The 17,521-nt window shown below is 70.1% G+C and carries 14 protein-coding genes; 11 read left to right on the top strand and 3 right to left on the bottom strand.

The annotated features are described in order from the left end of the window. Positions 1–57 precede the first annotated feature (57 nt). The gene (locus ACMV_RS06485) at positions 58–1,425 is read right to left on the bottom strand and encodes an MmgE/PrpD family protein (protein WP_013639913.1); all 1,368 of its coding nucleotides are present in this window, start codon (positions 1,423–1,425) and stop codon (positions 58–60) included. Positions 1,426–1,521: 96 nt separating this feature from the next. Between ACMV_RS06485 and ACMV_RS06480 the strand changes: the two genes are divergently transcribed. Both ACMV_RS06480 and ACMV_RS06475 read left to right on the top strand, forming a co-directional pair. Further along, positions 1,522–2,229: a GntR family transcriptional regulator gene (locus tag ACMV_RS06480; RefSeq protein WP_007421744.1), complete on the top strand. Its 708-nt coding sequence runs from the start codon at positions 1,522–1,524 to the stop codon at positions 2,227–2,229. Between the two features lie 4 nt (positions 2,230–2,233). Then, positions 2,234–3,388 carry a 2-methylaconitate cis-trans isomerase PrpF family protein gene (locus ACMV_RS06475; RefSeq protein WP_013639912.1) on the top strand — a complete coding sequence of 385 codons (1,155 nt, stop codon included), beginning with the start codon at positions 2,234–2,236 and terminating at the stop codon, positions 3,386–3,388. A 3-nt stretch (positions 3,389–3,391) separates the two neighbouring features. On the opposite strand, the gene ACMV_RS06470 is transcribed toward ACMV_RS06475, so the two are convergent. Beyond that, positions 3,392–4,039 carry a 2OG-Fe(II) oxygenase gene (locus ACMV_RS06470; RefSeq protein ID WP_013639911.1) on the bottom strand — a complete coding sequence of 216 codons (648 nt, stop codon included), beginning with the start codon at positions 4,037–4,039 and terminating at the stop codon, positions 3,392–3,394. After that, positions 4,032–4,655 carry a 2OG-Fe(II) oxygenase family protein gene (locus ACMV_RS06465; protein ID WP_013639910.1) on the bottom strand — a complete coding sequence of 208 codons (624 nt, stop codon included), beginning with the start codon at positions 4,653–4,655 and terminating at the stop codon, positions 4,032–4,034. Before ACMV_RS06465 ends, ACMV_RS06470 begins: the two co-directional genes overlap by 8 nt. Positions 4,656–5,067: 412 nt before the next feature. Between ACMV_RS06465 and ACMV_RS21145 the strand changes: the two genes are divergently transcribed. From ACMV_RS21145 to ACMV_RS06420, 9 genes are all read left to right on the top strand, one after another. Then, complete coding sequence (locus tag ACMV_RS21145; protein WP_172637325.1) at positions 5,068–6,381, top strand: beta strand repeat-containing protein; 1,314 nt, start codon at positions 5,068–5,070, stop codon at positions 6,379–6,381. A gap of 352 nt (positions 6,382–6,733) precedes the next feature. After that, on the top strand, positions 6,734–7,936 hold the full coding sequence (locus tag ACMV_RS06455) for an alkane 1-monooxygenase (protein WP_013639908.1): 1,203 nt from the start codon (positions 6,734–6,736) through the stop codon (positions 7,934–7,936). 3 nt (positions 7,937–7,939) lie between these two features. Continuing rightward, on the top strand, positions 7,940–9,010 hold the full coding sequence (locus ACMV_RS06450) for a 2Fe-2S iron-sulfur cluster-binding protein (protein WP_013639907.1): 1,071 nt from the start codon (positions 7,940–7,942) through the stop codon (positions 9,008–9,010). A 32-nt stretch (positions 9,011–9,042) separates the two neighbouring features. Further along, on the top strand, positions 9,043–11,619 hold the full coding sequence (locus tag ACMV_RS06445) for an acyl-CoA dehydrogenase (protein WP_013639906.1): 2,577 nt from the start codon (positions 9,043–9,045) through the stop codon (positions 11,617–11,619). Further along, positions 11,619–13,019, top strand: coding sequence for a 3-oxoacyl-ACP reductase (locus ACMV_RS06440; protein ID WP_041664651.1), 1,401 nt, complete (start codon positions 11,619–11,621; stop codon positions 13,017–13,019). Before ACMV_RS06445 ends, ACMV_RS06440 begins: the two co-directional genes overlap by 1 nt. A gap of 1 nt (position 13,020) precedes the next feature. After that, positions 13,021–13,953: a MaoC family dehydratase gene (locus tag ACMV_RS06435; RefSeq protein ID WP_013639904.1), complete on the top strand. Its 933-nt coding sequence runs from the start codon at positions 13,021–13,023 to the stop codon at positions 13,951–13,953. Between the two features lie 11 nt (positions 13,954–13,964). Beyond that, positions 13,965–15,251, top strand: a complete 1,287-nt coding sequence (locus ACMV_RS06430; RefSeq protein WP_013639903.1) for an acetyl-CoA C-acetyltransferase — start codon at positions 13,965–13,967, stop codon at positions 15,249–15,251. An 11-nt stretch (positions 15,252–15,262) separates the two neighbouring features. Further along, entirely contained in the window at positions 15,263–16,981 is a 1,719-nt protein-coding gene (locus tag ACMV_RS06425; RefSeq protein ID WP_013639902.1) for an AMP-binding protein, read from the top strand. Further along, positions 16,974–17,513, top strand: a complete 540-nt coding sequence (locus ACMV_RS06420) for a DUF4442 domain-containing protein (RefSeq protein WP_007424737.1) — start codon at positions 16,974–16,976, stop codon at positions 17,511–17,513. Before ACMV_RS06425 ends, ACMV_RS06420 begins: the two co-directional genes overlap by 8 nt. Positions 17,514–17,521 lie beyond the last annotated feature (8 nt).

The raw sequence follows: 17,521 nt of genomic DNA, 5'->3' as shown, positions 1-17,521 counted from the left end.
CGTTTCCTCCTGTTCAAGCCTTGTTGTTCTTTTGCGCGGGCGCGAGAGGCGGAATCCCTAGCGGGTTGACGCCTCGGCAATGAGCGAGACGTCATCGAGCGCTTCGAGGCGCCAGCAGAGATCGATGAGCCGCCTGATCGCGTCGTCATCGAGGTGTGGTGCGGCAAGTCCGGTGAACTTGCGTTCAAGGTCGCGGTCGGACATCGGCCGCGCCAGGCTGCCGATCGCGTGGTCGATCCGGATCTCGGTCGTGGTGCCGTCGGTGCGGGTCAGCACCACCTGCGCCGCATCGGCCGGCATGGCGGTGTCGACCGTCGCGTTCACCCGGCCGCGCAGGGCCACGATGGCCGGATCGTTGACGGCGCGGTCGCTGAACTGCTCCTCGCCGCCATCGCCTTCGGTCAGCGCCACCGCGGCGGCATGATAGATGCTGAACTTGCCCTCGAGCCCGCTTTGCGGCGCGGTCTTGCCGGTCAGTTCCAGCACCAGCGGATGGACGCGCAGCGCGACCGAGCGGACGCTTCCCGCGTCCACGCCGTGCTCCTCGCGAAGCTGGATGCAGGCATCGATCACCGGATGCATCACGATGCCGCAGGCGAACGGCTTGTAGGTGTTGGCCAGGATCTCGAACTGTGACCCCAGCCCTTCGGTGATCTCGCGCGCGTCGTGCCGGGTGCTGAGGACGTTCATCCAGCCCCGCTTCGCCTCCAGCGCCTGCGGCGAACTCGTATAGCCCTTCGCGGCGAGCAGGGCCGCCGTCATGCCGTTCTGCGCCGCGCGGCCGGGATGGAAACTCTTGGTCATGCTGCCGAACATCTCGCGCAACCCGACCGGCTGGCTCGCCGCGATGCCGAGCGCCCAGGCCATCCGCTCGCCGTCGAGCCCGAGGATCCGCCCGATCGCGGCGGCCGCGCCGAAGGCGCCGACCGAGCCGGTGATATGCCAGCCGACATCGTAGTGCTCGGGATAGACGGCATTGCCGATCCGGCACTCCGCCTCGATGCCGACGACCAGCGCATTGACGAAATCGCGCCCCGAAATCGGCTGCACGCCCGCATAGGCCAGCAACGCGCTCGCGACCGGCCCGGCGGGATGGATCACGGTGCGCAGATGGGTGTCGTCGAAATCGAAGACATGCGAGCTGATCCCGTTGATCAGGCTGGCGTTCAGCGGATCGAGGCGCTCGGTGCGGCCGGCAACGACCGAGCGGCCCGGCCCGGCGAACGGCGAAAGCGCCGCGATCGCGGCATCGACGGCCTCGTGGCGGCAGCCGCCGATCGCGCAACCAAGCCAGTTGAGGAAGGTGCGGGCGGCTTCCTTGCGCACCGGCGCTGGCAGCGTCTCCGGCGATGCGGCGGCGGCGTATTCCGCCAGGATGCGGGTGACGGGGACCACCTTGCCGGCTGGTGGGGCGTGGTCGGGCATGCAGATCCTCCTTGGTGGTTGAATCGTAGTATTGTCGACAATCGACAATATGGCAACCTCTTGGCGAAACCCCGTCGGCACGGCAATAACGGACCCATGAACGCGCCCCTCAACCACCTGCGGATCCTCCAGACCCGGTCGGTCGCCGACCTGGTGCGGGAAGAAATCATCGGCCTGATCAAGCGCGGTGACCTCGTGGCCGGCGACAAGCTGAGCGAACAGAGCTTCGCCCAGCATTTCAACGTCAGCCGCGCGCCGATCCGCGAGGCATTCCGCGCGCTCGAGGAAGCGGGCCTTGTCAGGCTGGAGAAGAACCGCGGCGTGTTCGTCCGCGAGATCCGCGAGCCCGAGGCGCACGAACTCTACGAACTGCGCGCGACGCTCGATGAAATGGCCGGCCGCCAGCTCGCCCCGCGCGTCACCGGCGAGATCCTCTCCGAACTCGACGGCTGGCTCGCCCGCCTCGCCGATGCCGCGCGGGCCGGCGACATGGCCGCCTATTTCCCGTTGAACATCGGCTTTCACGACCGTCTGGTCGAGCTGACCGGCAATGCGACCCTGATCGAATTCTATCGCAAGCTGATCGACCGGATGCACCTGCTCCGCCGGCGCAATTTCGACGAGGGACAGGGCAGCGCCGGCTCGCAGGAGGAGCACCGCGCGATCGTCGCCGCCCTCGCGACGCGCCATCCCGACCGTGTGGCGGCGGCGATGCGCGCGCATGTCGAGAACGGCTATCGCCGGCTGACCGGCCAGGCGCTGGTCCCGGGTCCGGCATCCGCCGCGCCGGCGGCATCGGGCTGATCCGGTGGCGCTCCGGGCAATCCGCGCCGTGTTCATGCGCGGCGGCACCTCGAAGGCGCTGATCTTCCGCGCCGGCGATCTCCCCGCCGATCGGGCGGACTGGGCGCCGATCTTCCTCGCCGCGATGGGCTCGCCGGACCCGGCGATGCGCCAGCTCGACGGCATGGGCGGCGGCGTGTCCTCGCTGTCGAAATGCTGCGTCGTCGGCCCGCCGAGCCGGCCGGATGCGGATGTCGACTACACGTTCGCGCAGGTCGCGATCGACCGGCCGGAGGTCGATTACGCCAGCAATTGCGGCAACATGTCCTCGGCGATCGGCCCCTTCGCGGTGGATGAGGGGCTGGTCGCCCCGCCTGCGGGGAACGAGGCGGTGGTGCGCATCCACAACACCAATACCGGCAAGATCATCGTCGCCCGGTTCCCGATGGAAGATGGCCGCGCCGCGGTGACGGGTGACCTCGCGATCGACGGCGTCGCCGGCACCGGGGCACCGATCCGCCTCGATTTCACCGATCCCGGCGGTGCCGGCACCGGGCGCCTGCTGCCGACCGGCAACCTGACGGACCGGCTCGATGTGCCGGGCCTCGGGCCGCTGCGCGTCACCCTGATCGACGCCGCCAATCCCTGCGTGCTGGTCGCCGCCGCCGATCTCGGGATGACCGCGACCGAAACGCCGGCGGCGATGGAGCGCGACACCGCGCTGATCGCCGGGATCGAGGCGCTGCGGCGCGCGGCTTCGGTGCGGATGGGCCTGGCCGCCGATCTCGAGGCGGCGGCGCGGATCATCAGCGTGCCGAAAGTGGGCATTCTCGCGCCGCCGGCGGATGCGCCCGTCCTGTCAGGGGCGGTGCAGACGGCCGCGAGCGTCGACATTCTGGCGCGCATGATGTCGTCCGGCCAGCCGCATCGCGCGGTGCCGCTGACCGGCGCGCTCTGCCTCGCCGTGGCCTGCCGGCTGCCCGGCACCGTGGCGCATGACCTGGTCCGGCCGGGCGAGGCGGCCGATCCGGTGCGGGTCGGCCATCCTTCCGGCGCGATCCTCGTCGCCGCCGGCGTATCCTCAGGGCCGGACGGGCCCCGGGTCTCGCACGCCACCGTGTTCCGGACCGCGCGGCGGTTGTTCCAGGGCGAGGTGCTCCATGTCGGCCCGCGTTTGTAGGAGCTACGCCACCTTCCGGTCGGGGAAGGCGAGTTCGTGGCGCGAGCGCCAGTCCGGTGTCACGTAGTTCACGATCAGCGAGCGCCGCACCCCGCTGATCGGCCGCTGGCGGAACCCGTGCCAGGTGTTTTCGCCGGGGATGAAGATCAGCCCCGCGTTGCGACGGGCCGGGGCCGAGCCGACATATTCGTCGGGCGAGGCGAAGATGTCGGTGCCCCAGTCCTCGCCGGCCGGCGGATCGGCCAGATAGACCAGCATGGTGAAGAACTTGGCGCCGATATCGGTATGCGGTTCGAGCCAGAATCCATCGCGGTCCTGGCAGTATTCGATCCTCAGCAGGCTGCCGCCGAGATCAACGCCGCACATCGCCTCGATCGCCGCGATCGTGTCCGGCGCCTGCCACGCGGCCGCGAGCGCCCCGCAGACCGGATGCCGCGCCTGTTCCTCCGGCGCGAAGAAGCGGCGGGTGGAATTGTGCGTCTCCCGCCGCCCCGCCGTCTCGCCGATCTCGGGCGGCGGAAAGGGCAGGGCGAGGATGGCGCTCACGGCCTCGCCGGGCAGCACCTCGGCGAGCAGCCAGTGCCGGTAGGGTTCGGTGCGGGCATCGGCCCCCGCCAGCGCGCGGCGGATCGAGGCGGCGGCGTCAGACATGGCTCAGCACCCGCTTTGCCTGGGCCGAGAGCCGGTGACGCATCAGTTCGCGCTGTGCGGTCAGGCTCGATGTCATCCAGTTGATCATCACGTAGCGGCGCACGCCGACGAAGGGTTCGTGGCCGTGGAACGACCGGTCCGAGCGGCGGAACATCACCAGCGTGCCGAGCAGCGGCGGCACCTCGGCCAGCATGTCGTCAAGATTGTCCGGCCCGCGCAGCAGCCGCAGCCGGCCGCCTTCGGCTTCCCATGCCTCGTTGAAATAGAGCAGGGCGGTGATCAGCTTGGCCTCGCTGTCGGTATGGATGCGGCCGTCGCGCTCGCGGGCGCGGCCGCGCAGGGTGATCATGGTCGGCCGCCCGGTGAGATCGACGCCGAACTTCTCCGAGACGGCGGCGGTGATCTCCCTGCCCGTGAGCTCGTCGATCAGCGCCCGGAACAACGGCCCCGGATCGGTCGCCTCGAGCGGCAGAAGTCCCGGAACCTCGATCCGGGGAAAGTCCTGCAGCACGGCCCGCGCCTGCTCCCGGGCAATGAAATGCGGTGTCACCAGATACTGGAAGGGGGCTTCGGTGAGCGGTGTCGCCCGGAAGGCATCGAGATCGAGAATCGCCATGAAATCGTCATCCGCCAGATTTGACGTCCGGTTAGCCGGGCCCTCGGGCGGGTTCATTGACATGAATCAACACATGCCGGCGGCGGCCATCGCGCCAGGTGCCATCGTGAGTTGTGTCATTCATGCAGTCTGAAACCGAAAGGTGAAAAACGACCGCAAACATTGTGTCAAATTTTCAATCCTTGGTTGATGAAAACCGTCGTGAAGTAACCGTTGATACATAAAGTTCCGATAAATAATGCGATAGTGAAATTTTTTTGCTAATTGTCGCTAAAATTGAAACTAATTTCCGCCGGTCATGGTAAGCACACCTGCAGGGCGTGGCAGTTCAAATGTCATCGCCCGCCATCCGAACGCCCGGAAACAGGTGCGGGTCAGGATGAATTTGAACACGCGCGAGGAGTTTCTTTTAATGTCCATGTCCATTCGCAAGACGTTATCTTCGGCTCTGTTCTGCACGGTCTGCCTGGGTTCCGTGCTGGCGCTGGCCGGCTGCGGGTCCAGCGCGACCTCGCCTGCGGCGGGCGCCGTCACCGGGGCTGCCGGCAGCTCCACCGCGAGCGCGGGCGGCGGCTCGACCGGCGGCTCCGGCCTCGGCTCGGGCGGCGGTTCGACCGCGAGTTCCGGCGGCTCGGCGACCGGCGCCATCGCCACCACCAGTTCGGTATCGGGCGACGCGACGGGTGGTCTCGTCACCACGCTCGGCAATACGGTGTCGACGGTCGGCACCCAGCTGTCCTCGACCGGCTCGACCACGGGTGGCCCGCTCGGCGCGATCGTGGACGGTCTCGGCGGCACGGTGACCCAGACGGGCGACCTGCTGAGCGGCACCGGCTCGACCCTGACCACCAGCGGCCTCACCGGCCTGCCCGTCGTCGGGCCGACGGTCACCGGCGTCGCCGACGCGGTCGATCCCGTCACCAACGCGCTCGCCGATGTCACGGTCCTGAACACATCGACCGGTTCATCGACCGTGACTCCGCTGCTCAGCGCCAATGTGCTGAGCACGTCACCGCAGCCCAATGCCCCGGTTCAGGTCGGCGTGCTGTCGAACGGGCAGGTGGTTCAGCTCAAGGTAGGCTCGCTCAACACGGCGACGCTGCCGGTGGCCTCGACGCTGCTGGCGACGGCGAACCAGAGCCTGGGCGGCGCCGTCGGCGGCGGGGTGGACACGCTGGCCAATGGTGCCGGCAACGTGCCTGTGCTGGGCGGGGCGGTGAACGGCGCGCTGGTGACGGCGAGCAACGCGATCGGCGGCACGAGCACGCCGGGCGGCACGTCGCTTGGCCAGACGCTGACGAACCTGACGGGTTCGGTATCGGGCGCGCTCGGCACCGGTGCGGCGACGCTGACCGGCGCCACCGGCACGGCGGTCGGCTCGCTGCCCTCGACCTCGCCGCTGGGCGGCGTGACCGGCTCCGGCCTTGGCACGGTGACCGGCGTGGTCGGCCAGGTGATCAACACGGCGACCAGCGCCCTGCCGGTCGGCGGCTCGACCACCAGCGCCACCGGCGCGCTCGCGCCGATCACCGGCACGCTCGCCACGGCCACCAGCACCCTGCCCACGGGCGGTTCGACGACCGGCACGACCACCCTGTTGGCACCGGTGACCGGCGCGGTAACGGCGGTGACGGGCACGCTCTCCAGCGCCACGGGAACCACGGGCAGCACGAGCCCGCTTGCGCCCGTGACCGGCCTTCTGCCCGGTTTGACAAGCAAGCTGTAAGACCGCGTGAGGGGCGGCGCCGTCAGCGTCGCCGCCCCGGCCGGCTTCGTCATGCCGGCGCCATTCCTGAAGCCCGGCCTCTAGATCTCTCCGCGCCGGCGCATGCCTCTGCCGAGCGCGGCTGGCTGCGGCGATTTGCAGGTGATCCTCCGCGTCGTCGGCAGCGTGCCGGCCCGCAAATGTGCCGCGACAGGCACTGCTCCCGCAGCGCTCGGGGCAATCGTCATAAATTGATCAAAATCCCAAAAACAGGATTAATTCGCCTAAACTATCCAAAAAATAACTTGCATCAGGGCAAAACTATCGTTTACGTCAACGTGCTCTCCAAAACATAAACAGGAGCGTCCAGCCCATGCAAGCCACAGCAAGATCGCTTTCGATCACCGCCATCGCCGTCGTCTTCACCGCCCTGATGACATTGGGCGGGTGGCATTATTTCATTGCCGCGGCGATCATCACCGCCGTCTTCGTCGGTCTCGACCTCGTCGGCGGCATGGAACTTTCGGACCCCGTCTATCGCAACCCGACGCAGATGAACCTCCAGCTCTATCTCGTCCTGCCGCTGATGGTGGTCTACCTCGTCTTCTACGCCTGGTTCCTTGGCGGCTATCTCGGCATCCGCGGCGACACGCTGGGGCTCGGCCACGCCTATGCGGCGCTGACCGGCGTCGACCTGCTCGCCGCCCGCGCGCATGTCACCCTGATCGAGCTCGTCGTCGGCGCCTATGCGCTCGGCACGATCTGGGCGGGATTCGGCACCGTGGTCGGCCACGAACTCACGCACCGCACATGGAGCCGGCCGGCCATGCTGGTCGGCCGCTGGCTGCTGGCGCTCACCTCGGATGCGAGCTTCTCGATCGAGCATGTCTACGGACACCACGCCAATCTCGGCACGCCGAAGGACCCGGCCACCGCCTATCGCGGCGAATCCGTCTATCACTTCATCGTCCGCTCCACCCTCGGGCAGATCGCCGGCGCCTGGCACATCGAGGCGGCGCGGCTGAAGCGCCTCGGCCGACCGGTCTGGAGCCCGCGCAACCGCATGTTCACCGGCTGGCTGATGACCCTCGCCTATGCCGGACTTTTTCTCCTCTTCGCCGGCTGGGTCGGCGTCGCCGTCTTCTTCGCGACATCGCTGTTCGGCAAAAGCTATCTCGAGGCGGTCAACTACATCGAGCATTACGGCATCGTCCGCGTGCCGGGCGCGCCGATCGAACCGCGGCATTCGTGGAACTGCAACCATCGCGTCTCGTCCTGGCTGCTGTTCAACCTCACCCGCCACTCGCATCACCACGCCATGGGCGACAAGCCCTATTGGGAACTCCGCTCCTATCCGGACGCGCCGATGATGCCGTTCGGCTACCTGACGATGATCTATCTCGCGCTGGCGCCCTCGGTGTTCCGGCGCATCGTCCACCCGCTGGTGCTCGACTGGGACCGCCGCTACGCGATCCCCGCCGAATTCCCGCTGATCGAGGCGGCGAATGCCCGCAGCGGCGTGCCCGAGTTTGCCGCCTCGCGCGCGCATCTCGCCACCCTGGCCGCGGCGGAGTAACCGATGGGGCTGCTCGACCGTCTCTTCGGCGGCAGGCAGGGCGCGGCGAGCGTCCGCGTCCTGCCCGCGGATCTCAGCTTCGACGTGCCGCCGAAGCAGACCATCCTGCAGGCCGCGCTCGACCAGGGCATCGCCTATCCGCACAGCTGCCGTGTGGGCTCCTGCGGCACCTGCAAGACCAGGCTGGTCGAGGGCGAGGTGCGCGAACTCACCGACAAATCCTACCTCCTGACCGACGAGGAGATGCGCGCCGGCGTCATCCTCGCCTGCCAGTCGGTGCCGAAGGGCCCGGTCGTTCTCGAGAACGACCGGCTTTCCCTCGGCGGCCCCCGGCATGACGTGATCGCCGCCCGCGCCAGCATCGCAGCACTCGACCGCATGACGCCGGACATCATGCGCCTGTCGGTGACGCTCGATGCCCCGCTCGCCTACACCGCCGGCCAGTATGCCGAGCTGGCACGGCCCGGCGACGAGGCGCGGCAGTTCTCCTTCATCGACCCGCCCTCCGGCCCGGCGGCGACCACCGCCCGCTTCTTCATCCGCCACGTCCCCGGCGGCGCCTTCACCTCCTGGCTGTTCGAGGCGGCACGCCCCGGCGACACGCTCGACCTGCGCGGCCCGTTCGGCGATTTCTGGCTCCGCCCCGGCACCGCCCCCATCGTCGCCATCGCCGGCGGATCGGGGCTCGGCCCGGTCAAGGCGGTGCTCGAACAGGCGCGGGCCGACCGCGTGCCGCGCGACGCGATCCTGATTTTCGGCGTCCGCACCAGGGCCGATCTCTACGCGCTCGACGAGATTTCGCTTCTCACCCGCAGCTGGATTTCCCGTTTCACCTTCGTGCCGGTCCTCTCGGCCGAGCCGGCCGACTCGGACTGGTCCGGCGCGCGGGGCTTCGTGCACGAGCATCTCGCCGCGCTCGGCGTGGCACTCGCCGGCCATCAGGCCTATCTCTGCGGTCCGCCCGTGATGATCGACGCCGCACTGCCGGTGCTGCGCGCGGCGGGCATCGCGGCGGCCGACATTCACTACGACGCCTTCACCGACCGCTCGACCGGCGCGATCGCCGCCGCCTGAGCGACGGCGGCCCGGAAAGGGAGATTGACGACATGGACTTGATCACTGCCCTCTGGTGGCTCGCCGGCATCGCCGGCGCCGGCGCCCTCATTGCCGCGCGCCGCCCCGCGCGGCTGTTTCTTGCCGGCCTCGTGGCCTGGCTGGTCATCGGCTGGCTGATCGGCGCCGCCGGCTGGATCGCGAGCATCATCCTGCTGGTCGTCATCGGCGCGCCGGCGGCCCTGCTGTCGGCGACCGGCACCCGCCAGCGCCTGCTCAGCCGCCGCCTGCTGCCGGTGTTCCGCCGCATCATGCCGAAGATGAGCGAGACCGAGCGCAGCGCCATCGAGGCCGGCTCCGTCTGGTGGGATGCCGAGCTCTTCGCCGGCCGCCCCGACTGGTCGAAGCTGCTCGCCACCCCGAAGCCGGTGCTCAGCCCCGAGGAGCAATCCTTCCTCGATAACGAGACCGAGCGCCTCTGCGACCTCGCCAATGACTGGGACAGCACCCAGATCTGGCAGGACATGCCGCCCGCCGCCTGGGACTATGCCAAGGAAGCCGGCTTCCTCGGCATGATCATCCCCCGATCGTATGGCGGCAAGGGCTTCTCGGCACTCGCGCATTCCGCGGTGGTCACCAAGCTCGCCACCCGCTGCTCGGCCGCGGCGGTCTCGGTCATGGTGCCGAACTCCCTCGGCCCGGCCGAACTTCTCCTCCATTACGGCACCGAGGAGCAGAAGAACCACTATCTCCCGCGCCTCGCCCGCGGCGAGGACGTGCCCTGCTTCGCCCTCACCAACCCCTATGCCGGCTCCGACGCCGCCTCGATCACCGACACGGGCATCGTCGTCCGCCGCATGTGGGAAGGCCGCGAGACCCTCGGCTTCCTGGTCTCCTGCGACAAGCGCTACATCACCCTCGCCCCGGTCGCGACCGTGGTCGGCCTCGCCTTCCGCGTCCGCGACCCCGAAGGCCTGCTCGGCGACAATCCCGAGCCCGGCATCACCTGCGCGCTGATCCCGCGCGCGCATCCCGGCCTCGAGATCGGCCGTCGCCACTGGCCGCTCAACGCCGTCTTCCAGAACGGCCCGATCCGCGCGCACGAAATGTTCGTCCCGGTCGACATGGTCATCGGCGGCCATGCCCAGGTCGGCAAGGGCTGGCGCATGCTGATGGAATGCCTCGCCGCCGGCCGCGCCATCTCGCTGCCCTCCTCGGCCACCGGCGCGGCCAAGATCGCCACCAACGGCACCAGCGCCTATGCCGCCATCCGCCGCCAGTTCAACATGCCGGTCGGCCGGTTCGAGGCGATCGAGGAGCCGATGGGCCGCATGGGCGGCCACCTCTACGCCATGGACGCCACCCGCAAGCTCTCCACCGTCGCCATCGATATCGGCGAGAAGCCCTCGGTCATCTCCGCCATCGCCAAATACCACATGACCGAACGCGGCCGCATGGTGGTGGCCGATGCGATGGACATCGCCGGCGGCAAGGCCATCTGCATGGGCCCCGGCAACTTCCTCGCCCGCGCCTGGCAGCAGATCCCGATCGCGATCACGGTCGAGGGCGCGAACATCATGACCCGCAGCCTGATCATCTTCGGCCAGGGCGCGATCCGCTGCCATCCCTACATCCTCAGGCTGATGCACGCCGGCGCCGAGAGCGACGGCCGCAAGGCGCTGCGCGACTTCGACCGCGCCTTCTTCGGCTACATGGGCTTCGTCGCCAGCAACGCGCTGCGCGCCGGCCTCGCCGGTCTTGGCGTCCGCCGCCGCGCGCCGAAAGGTGCGGCGCCCGAACTCGCCCGCTACTACCGCGCGGCCGACCGTCTCTCCGTCGTCCTCGCCCTGTCGTCGGACATCGCGATGGCGACCCTCGGCGGCGCGCTCAAGCGCAAGGAAAGCGTCACCGCCCGCCTCGGCGACGTGCTGAGCCAGCTCTACATCCTCTCCGCCGTGCTCAAGCGCTACGAGGATGACGGCCGCCCCGGCGCCGACCTGCCGCTGGTCCACTGGGCCGCGCAGGACGCCCTGCACCGCGCCCACACCGCCCTGCGCGAGCTCTACGCGAACTACCCGATCCGCCCGGTCGGAATTGCGCTCCGCCTGCTGTGCTTCCCCTTCGGCGTGCCGGCCGCGGCACCCTCCGACCGCCTGCATGCCGAGATCTCCGCGCTCCTGCGCGAGATGGGGCCGACCCGCGCGCGTCTTTTCGAAGGTGCGTGGCAGCCGCGCCCGGACATCGAGCCGCTGCTCGGCGCCCTCGAACCCGCCGCGATGGCCTATCCGCGCATCGAGGCGATCGAGCGCCGCCTGAAGGACTCGATCCGCGCCGGCACCATCGGCCGCCTGCCGCAGGCCCTGCCGCTGCTCGTCGACTGGGCCGGCGAGGCGCGGCAGAAGGGCCTGATCGACGCGGAGGAGGCCGAACTGATCCGCACCTTCGCCGACAACGCGGCGAAGGTCATCGCGGTCGATGATTTCCCGCAGGATTTCGGCATGGCGGAAGCCCTGCAGACCCGCGCCGCCTACTGGGCCGAGCGCGATGGCGGCGAGGCGCCCGGCATCGCCCGGATCGGCAGGGGCGGCGCGAAGGCGCGGTCGTCGCGCGCACCGACGGCGGCCGAATGATGGCTGACCGCTACCTCGCCTTCGCCAACCGGCCGGTCGGCCGCTTCCTCACCGGCCGGCTGGGGCTGCCGCAGCCCCGTCCGCTGTTGCGCCACGCCGAGGGGCAGCCCGCGGTGATCGGCCCGGTCCTCGCCGGCTCCGCCCCCGGCGGCCGTCTCGCCGAGGCCGTGGTCGCGACCCTCGCCGGTACGCCGGCCGCGATGCTGTTCGAGGGCGATGCCGCCGACTGGCCGGGTCTCGCCGCCCGCCACGGCGTCATGGCGGCGCGCTTCCTGCCGGGGCAGAGCGGGCGCGCCGGTTCGGCGGTGTTCGATGCGACCGGTATCGCCGATCCGGCCGGGCTCGACGCGCTCTACACCTTCTTCCACCACTGCGTCCGCGAGATCGCGCCGGACGGCCGCATCGTCGTCCTCGGCGCGCCGCCGGAAACCTGCGCCGACGCCGATGCAAGGATTGCCCAGCGCGCCCTCGAAGGCTTCACCCGCTCGCTCGGCAAGGAGGCGCGGCGCAACATCGCGGTGCAGCTCGTCCGCGTCGCCGCCGATGCCGATGCCGCCGCGCTCGACAGCACGCTCCGCTTCTTCCTCTCCCGCCGCAGCGCCTATGTCTCGGGACAGGTCGTCCACGTCGCGGCGCCGGTCGTGGACCTGCCCGAAGCCGCGCCGCGCGCCCATCGGGGCCGCCGCGTTCTCGTCACCGGCGCCGCCCGCGGCATCGGTGCCGCCATCGCCGAAGCCTTCGCCCGCGAAGGGGCGAAGGTCGTCGCCCTCGACGTGCCCCAGGCCGGGGCCGACCTGCTGTCCCTCGCCCAGCGCCTCGGCGGCAGCCGCCTCGCCCTCGACATCACCGATCCCGCTTCGGATGCCGTGATCCTCGAGGACGCCGCGACCCATGGCGGCTACGACGTCGTCGTCCATAATGCCGGCATCACCCGCGACCGCACCATCGCCCGCATGAGCCGCGCCGAATGGGACCAGGTCATGCAGGTCAACCTGCTGGCCCCGCTGCGCATCACCGAAGCCCTGCTCGGCGCCGGCGCGCTCGGGCCCAACGGCCGCATCGTCGGCGTCTCCTCGATCGCCGGGATCGCCGGCAATCTCGGCCAGACCAACTATGCCGCGACCAAGGCCGGCGTGATCGGCATGGTCGATGCGCTCGCCCCGCGCCTTGCCGCGCGCGGAGCCACGATCAACGCCGTCGCCCCCGGCTTCATCGAGACCCGGATGACCGCCGCCATCCCCTTCGCCATCCGCGAGGCCGGACGGCGGATGAACGCGATGGGGCAGGGCGGCCTGCCGGAAGATGTCGCCGAGACCATCCTCTGGCTCGCCGAGCCGCGCAGCGCCGGGGTCAACGGCAACATCGTCCGCGTCTGCGGCCAGAGCCTGCTGGGCGCCTGAGATGGAGGCCTTCCCGATCCCGGCCGGCAACATCGCGCCCGCGCCGGACCCCGATCCCTGGCGCGCCGCGCCGCAGGAAACGCTGAAGGCCGTGCCCGCCGCCGGCGCCATCCGCCGCCGGGCCCTTGCCACGCTGCTCCGCCGCGGCGCCGCCGGCGCGCCCGATCCCGTGGTGCTCCGCCGCCGCGCCGTGATCGACGCCCGCCGCGCCCATGCCTACGCCGCGCTCTGCGGCTTCGGCGAGCGCTGTGGCATCCCGCCGACCTTTCCGCACCTCCTCGGCTTCCCGCTGCACATGGCGCTGCTGCTGCGCCCCGGTTTTCCTTTCCCGGTCATCGGCCTCGTGCATCTGGAAAACACCATCCGCCAGCACGTCCGCCTCGAGTCCGCAGACGCGCTGGAGATCGAGGCCCGCTTCGCCGGCTGGCTCGCCCACGACAAGGGGCAGGCCCTCGCGATCGACACCCGCGCGCTCCGTGCCGGCAGCCTCGTCTGGGAGAGCCGCAGCGTCTATCTCCGCCTCGGCGCGCGCGACATCCGGGGCCGCCCGCACCAGCCGGTGGCGACGCCGGATGTCCCGCTCTCCACGATGCTGCGGCTCGACCTGCCGGCCTCCCTCGGCCGGCGCTACGCCACGGTCTCGGGCGATGCCAACCCGATCCACACCTCGGCGGCGGCGGCGCGGCTGTTCGGCTTTCCCCGGCCGATCGCCCACGGCATGTGGAGCAAGGCCCGCGCCATCGCCGCCCTGCTGCCAAATGCCCCGGTCGAGACCCTCACCGCCGCGATCGCCTTCAAGACTCCCGCCTTCCTGCCCGGCGGCGCCTGCCTGATGGCCGGCCCGCCCGGCGGCACCCGCCTGATCGAACTGCGCGACCGGCGCGAGACGAAGCCGCATCTGCGCGGCACGCTCGCCTTCCGCGCCGCCGCCTGATGGAGACATCAATGCTCACCGCCCCCTCGCTCCGCCGCGTCGCGATCATCGGCGGCACGCGCATTCCCTTCGCCCGCGCCAACACCGCCTATGCCGAGGCCTCCAACCAGGACATGCTGACCGCCGCCCTGCAGGGCCTGGTCGACCGCTACCGCCTCGGCGGCGAACGGCTCGGCGAGGTCGTCGCCGGCGCCGTGCTCAAGCACAGCCGCGACTTCAACCTCACCCGCGAGGCGGTGCTCTCCACCACGCTCGGCCACGACACCCCGGCCTATGACATCCAGCAGGCCTGCGGCACCGGGCTCGAAGCGGCCCTGCTGGTCGCCAGCAAGATCGCCCTCGGCCAGATCGACGCCGGCATCGCCGGCGGGGTCGACACCACGTCCGACGCGCCGATCGCGCTCAACGAAAAGCTGCGCAAGCTGCTGCTCAAGGCCAATCGCGGCCGCACCACCGCCGAGAAGGTGAAAACCCTCGCCGGCATCCGCCCGTCCATGCTGCTCCGCCCGGCGCTGCCGCGCAACGCGGAGCCGCGCACCGGCCTGTCGATGGGCGAGCATTGCGAGCAGATGGCGAAACGCTGGCGCATCCCCCGCGCCGCCCAGGACGAGCTCACCGTCGCAAGTCATCGCAACCTCGCCGCCGCCTACGGGCGCGGCTTCTTCAACGATCTCATCGTGCCGTTTCGCGGCCTGACGAAGGACGGCAATCTCCGCCCCGACATCGACCCGGCGAAGCTCGCGGCGATGCCGCCGGTGTTCGACCGCAAGGGCGGCACCATGACCGCCGCCAACTCCACCCCGCTGACCGACGGCGCCGCCGTCGTCCTGCTCGCCTCCGAGGAGTGGGCGCGCGCGCGGAACCTGCCGATTCTCGCCTATCTGCGCGCCGGCGAGGCGGCGGCCGTCGATTTCGTCGATGGCGAGGAAGGCCTGCTGATGGCGCCCGCCTATGCCGTGCCGCGCCTGCTCGGCAAGCTCGGCCTCGCCCTGCAGGATTTCGATTTCTACGAAATCCACGAGGCTTTCGCCGCCCAGGTGCTCTCGACCCTGGCCGCCTGGGAAAGCCCCGATTACGCGCGCGACCGCCTCGGACTCGACGCCCCGCCAGGCGCCATCGACCGCGCGCGGCTCAACGTCAACGGCAGCTCGCTCGCCACCGGCCATCCCTTCGCCGCGACCGGCGGGCGGATTCTGGCGACGCTGGCGAAGATGCTGGCCGAAAAGGGCGCCGGGCGCGGCCTGATCTCGATCTGTGCCGCGGGCGGGCAGGGTGTCGTCGCAGTGGTGGAGCGCTGAGGGAAAGTGATATGACCGATACGATGCAGGACAATGTCCAAACCGACGGAATCTGGTTCGCCTCCTACCGCGAAGGGGTGCCGCACGACATTGGCGACGAGCTCGCGCGCACGCCGTCGCTCAACCACATGCTCGAAACCTGGGCGCGGACCTATGCCACGCGCGAGGCCTTCGTCAGCATCGGCACGCCGATGACCTACGCCGAAACCCACGCCCGCGCCCGCGCCTTCGCCGGCTTCCTGCAGGCGCGCGGAATCGCGAAGGGCGACCGCGTCGCGATCATGATGCCGAATTCCCTGCAATACCCGATCGCGGTGTTCGGCACGCTGCTCGCCGGCGGCACGGTGGTCAACGTCAACCCGCTCTACACGGCGCGGGAACTGAACCACCAGCTGCGCGACAGCGGCGCGAAACTCCTCGTCGTGTTCGAGAACTTCGCCCGCACCGCCGAACAGGGCCTCGCCGGCACGGCGGTCGAGACGGTGGTGCTCACCGGCATCGGCGACCTGCTCGGCGGCCTCAAGGGCCCGGCGCTGAACTTCGTCCTCCGCCACGTCCAGAAGGCGGTGCCGAAGCATGGGCTGCGCGCGCGGCGCTTCCGTGCCGCCCTGGCGGAGGGCCGCCGCGCCGGCCTGCGCCCGGTCGAGCTCGGCCACGAGGACATCGCCTTCCTGCAATACACGGGCGGGACCACCGGCGTCGCCAAGGGGGCGATGCTCACCCATCGCAACATCATCGCCAACGTGCTGCAGGCCTTCGCCTGGAATGGCGACCAGTTCCACGGCGAGGGCGTGAACAATCTCACGCTGCTGCCGCTCTATCACATCTTCTCACTCACCGTTAACCTGTTCATGTTCATGGCGCTGGGCGGGCGCAACGTGCTGATCGCCAATCCGCGCGACACCAAGCGGGTGATGGGCATCATCCGCAACGAGAAGTTCGAGGGCATGGCCGGCATCAACACGCTGTTCAACAGCTTTCTCGACAACGAGGATTTCCGCCGGCTCGACTTCTCGAAGCTGCGCCTCGTCATCGCCGGCGGTGCGGCGACGCAGGCCGAGGTCGCGAAGCGCTGGCAGGAGGTCACCGGCCGGCCGATCAGCGAGGGCTACGGGCTGACGGAGTGTTCGCCGATCGTCTGCACCAACCCGATCGATCTCGACCATCCCGAACGCATGAGCTTCAACGGCACCGTCGGCCTGCCGCTGCCCTCGACCGAGGTCCGGCTGCGCCGCACCGACGGCGCCTGGGCCGGCATCGGCGAGGCGGGCGAGGTCTGCGTGCGCGGCCCGCAGGTGATGCGCGGCTACTGGCAGCGCCCGGACGAGACCGCCCGGGTGCTCGATGCCGAGGGCTGGCTCGCCACCGGCGATATCGGCATCATGGACGAGCGCGGCTTCCTCCGCCTGGTCGACCGCGCGAAGGACATGATCCTGGTCTCCGGTTTCAACGTCTATCCCTCCGAGATCGAGGAAGTCGTGATGATGCATCCCGACGTAATCGAGGTCGCCGCCTTCGGCGTGCCGGACGCGGCCTCCGGCGAGCGCGTCAAGATCGTGGTCGTCCCGCGGTCCGACACCCTGACCGAGGCCGAGCTGCTCGCGCATTGCCGGCGCAACCTCACCGGCTACAAGATGCCCAAGATCGTCGAGTTCCGCCACGAGGAGCTGCCCAAGACGCCGGTCGGCAAGATCCTCCGCCGCGAATTGCGGGCCCAGCACGATGCCTGACGGCGCGCGTCCGCCGGGCGACGCGGCCGGGCAGGGGCCCGATCGCGGCACCCTGCTGCACCGCGTCGGCGTCACCCCCGGGCGGATGCGCTGGGGCATGAACCTCTACCCGCCCTACCTGTTCTCCGGCATCCGCATCGATTCCATCTCGGCGGACTGGCGCCACTGCCGTGCCCGCATCGTGCTGCGCTGGTACAACCGCAACGCCGTCGGCACGATCTTCGGCGGCACCCTCTTCGCCGTGACCGACGGCCCCTGGGCGCTGATGCTGATGCGCCTCCTCGGCCCCGACTACTATGTGTGGGACCGCGCCGCCGACATCGAATATGTCAGCCCCGGCCGCGGCACCGTCTTCACCGAGTTCGCGATCCCGCCGGAACGCGAGGCCGAAATACGAACCGCCGCCGCCGGTGGCGAAAAGGTCGAGCCCTGGTTCGGCAACGAGATCCGCGACGCCGCCGGCACCCTCGTCGCCCGCGCCCGCCGCCAGCTCTACGTGCGGCTGAAGCCCCGGGCGCGCCCGCTCTCCTGAGCGCGCCC

The sequence above is a fragment of the Acidiphilium multivorum AIU301 genome (genome assembly GCF_000202835.1).
In the GTDB taxonomy this organism is placed as follows: Bacteria; Pseudomonadota; Alphaproteobacteria; order Acetobacterales; family Acetobacteraceae; genus Acidiphilium; species Acidiphilium multivorum.
This window is presented reverse-complemented; position numbering and strand designations above follow the sequence as displayed.

Coding starts and splice junctions, on each gene's coding strand:
- ACMV_RS06470 (WP_013639911.1), bottom strand. CDS start 4,039: ATGTCTGACGCCGCCGCCTCGATCCGCCGCGCGCTGGCGGGGGCCGAT.
- ACMV_RS06445 (WP_013639906.1), top strand. CDS start 9,043: ATGGACTTGATCACTGCCCTCTGGTGGCTCGCCGGCATCGCCGGCGCC.
- ACMV_RS06425 (WP_013639902.1), top strand. CDS start 15,263: ATGACCGATACGATGCAGGACAATGTCCAAACCGACGGAATCTGGTTC.
- ACMV_RS06435 (WP_013639904.1), top strand. CDS start 13,021: ATGGAGGCCTTCCCGATCCCGGCCGGCAACATCGCGCCCGCGCCGGAC.
- ACMV_RS06485 (WP_013639913.1), bottom strand. CDS start 1,425: ATGCCCGACCACGCCCCACCAGCCGGCAAGGTGGTCCCCGTCACCCGC.
- ACMV_RS06480 (WP_007421744.1), top strand. CDS start 1,522: ATGAACGCGCCCCTCAACCACCTGCGGATCCTCCAGACCCGGTCGGTC.
- ACMV_RS06420 (WP_007424737.1), top strand. CDS start 16,974: ATGCCTGACGGCGCGCGTCCGCCGGGCGACGCGGCCGGGCAGGGGCCC.
- ACMV_RS21145 (WP_172637325.1), top strand. CDS start 5,068: ATGTCCATGTCCATTCGCAAGACGTTATCTTCGGCTCTGTTCTGCACG.
- ACMV_RS06450 (WP_013639907.1), top strand. CDS start 7,940: ATGGGGCTGCTCGACCGTCTCTTCGGCGGCAGGCAGGGCGCGGCGAGC.
- ACMV_RS06465 (WP_013639910.1), bottom strand. CDS start 4,655: ATGGCGATTCTCGATCTCGATGCCTTCCGGGCGACACCGCTCACCGAA.
- ACMV_RS06440 (WP_041664651.1), top strand. CDS start 11,619: ATGGCTGACCGCTACCTCGCCTTCGCCAACCGGCCGGTCGGCCGCTTC.
- ACMV_RS06430 (WP_013639903.1), top strand. CDS start 13,965: ATGCTCACCGCCCCCTCGCTCCGCCGCGTCGCGATCATCGGCGGCACG.
- ACMV_RS06455 (WP_013639908.1), top strand. CDS start 6,734: ATGCAAGCCACAGCAAGATCGCTTTCGATCACCGCCATCGCCGTCGTC.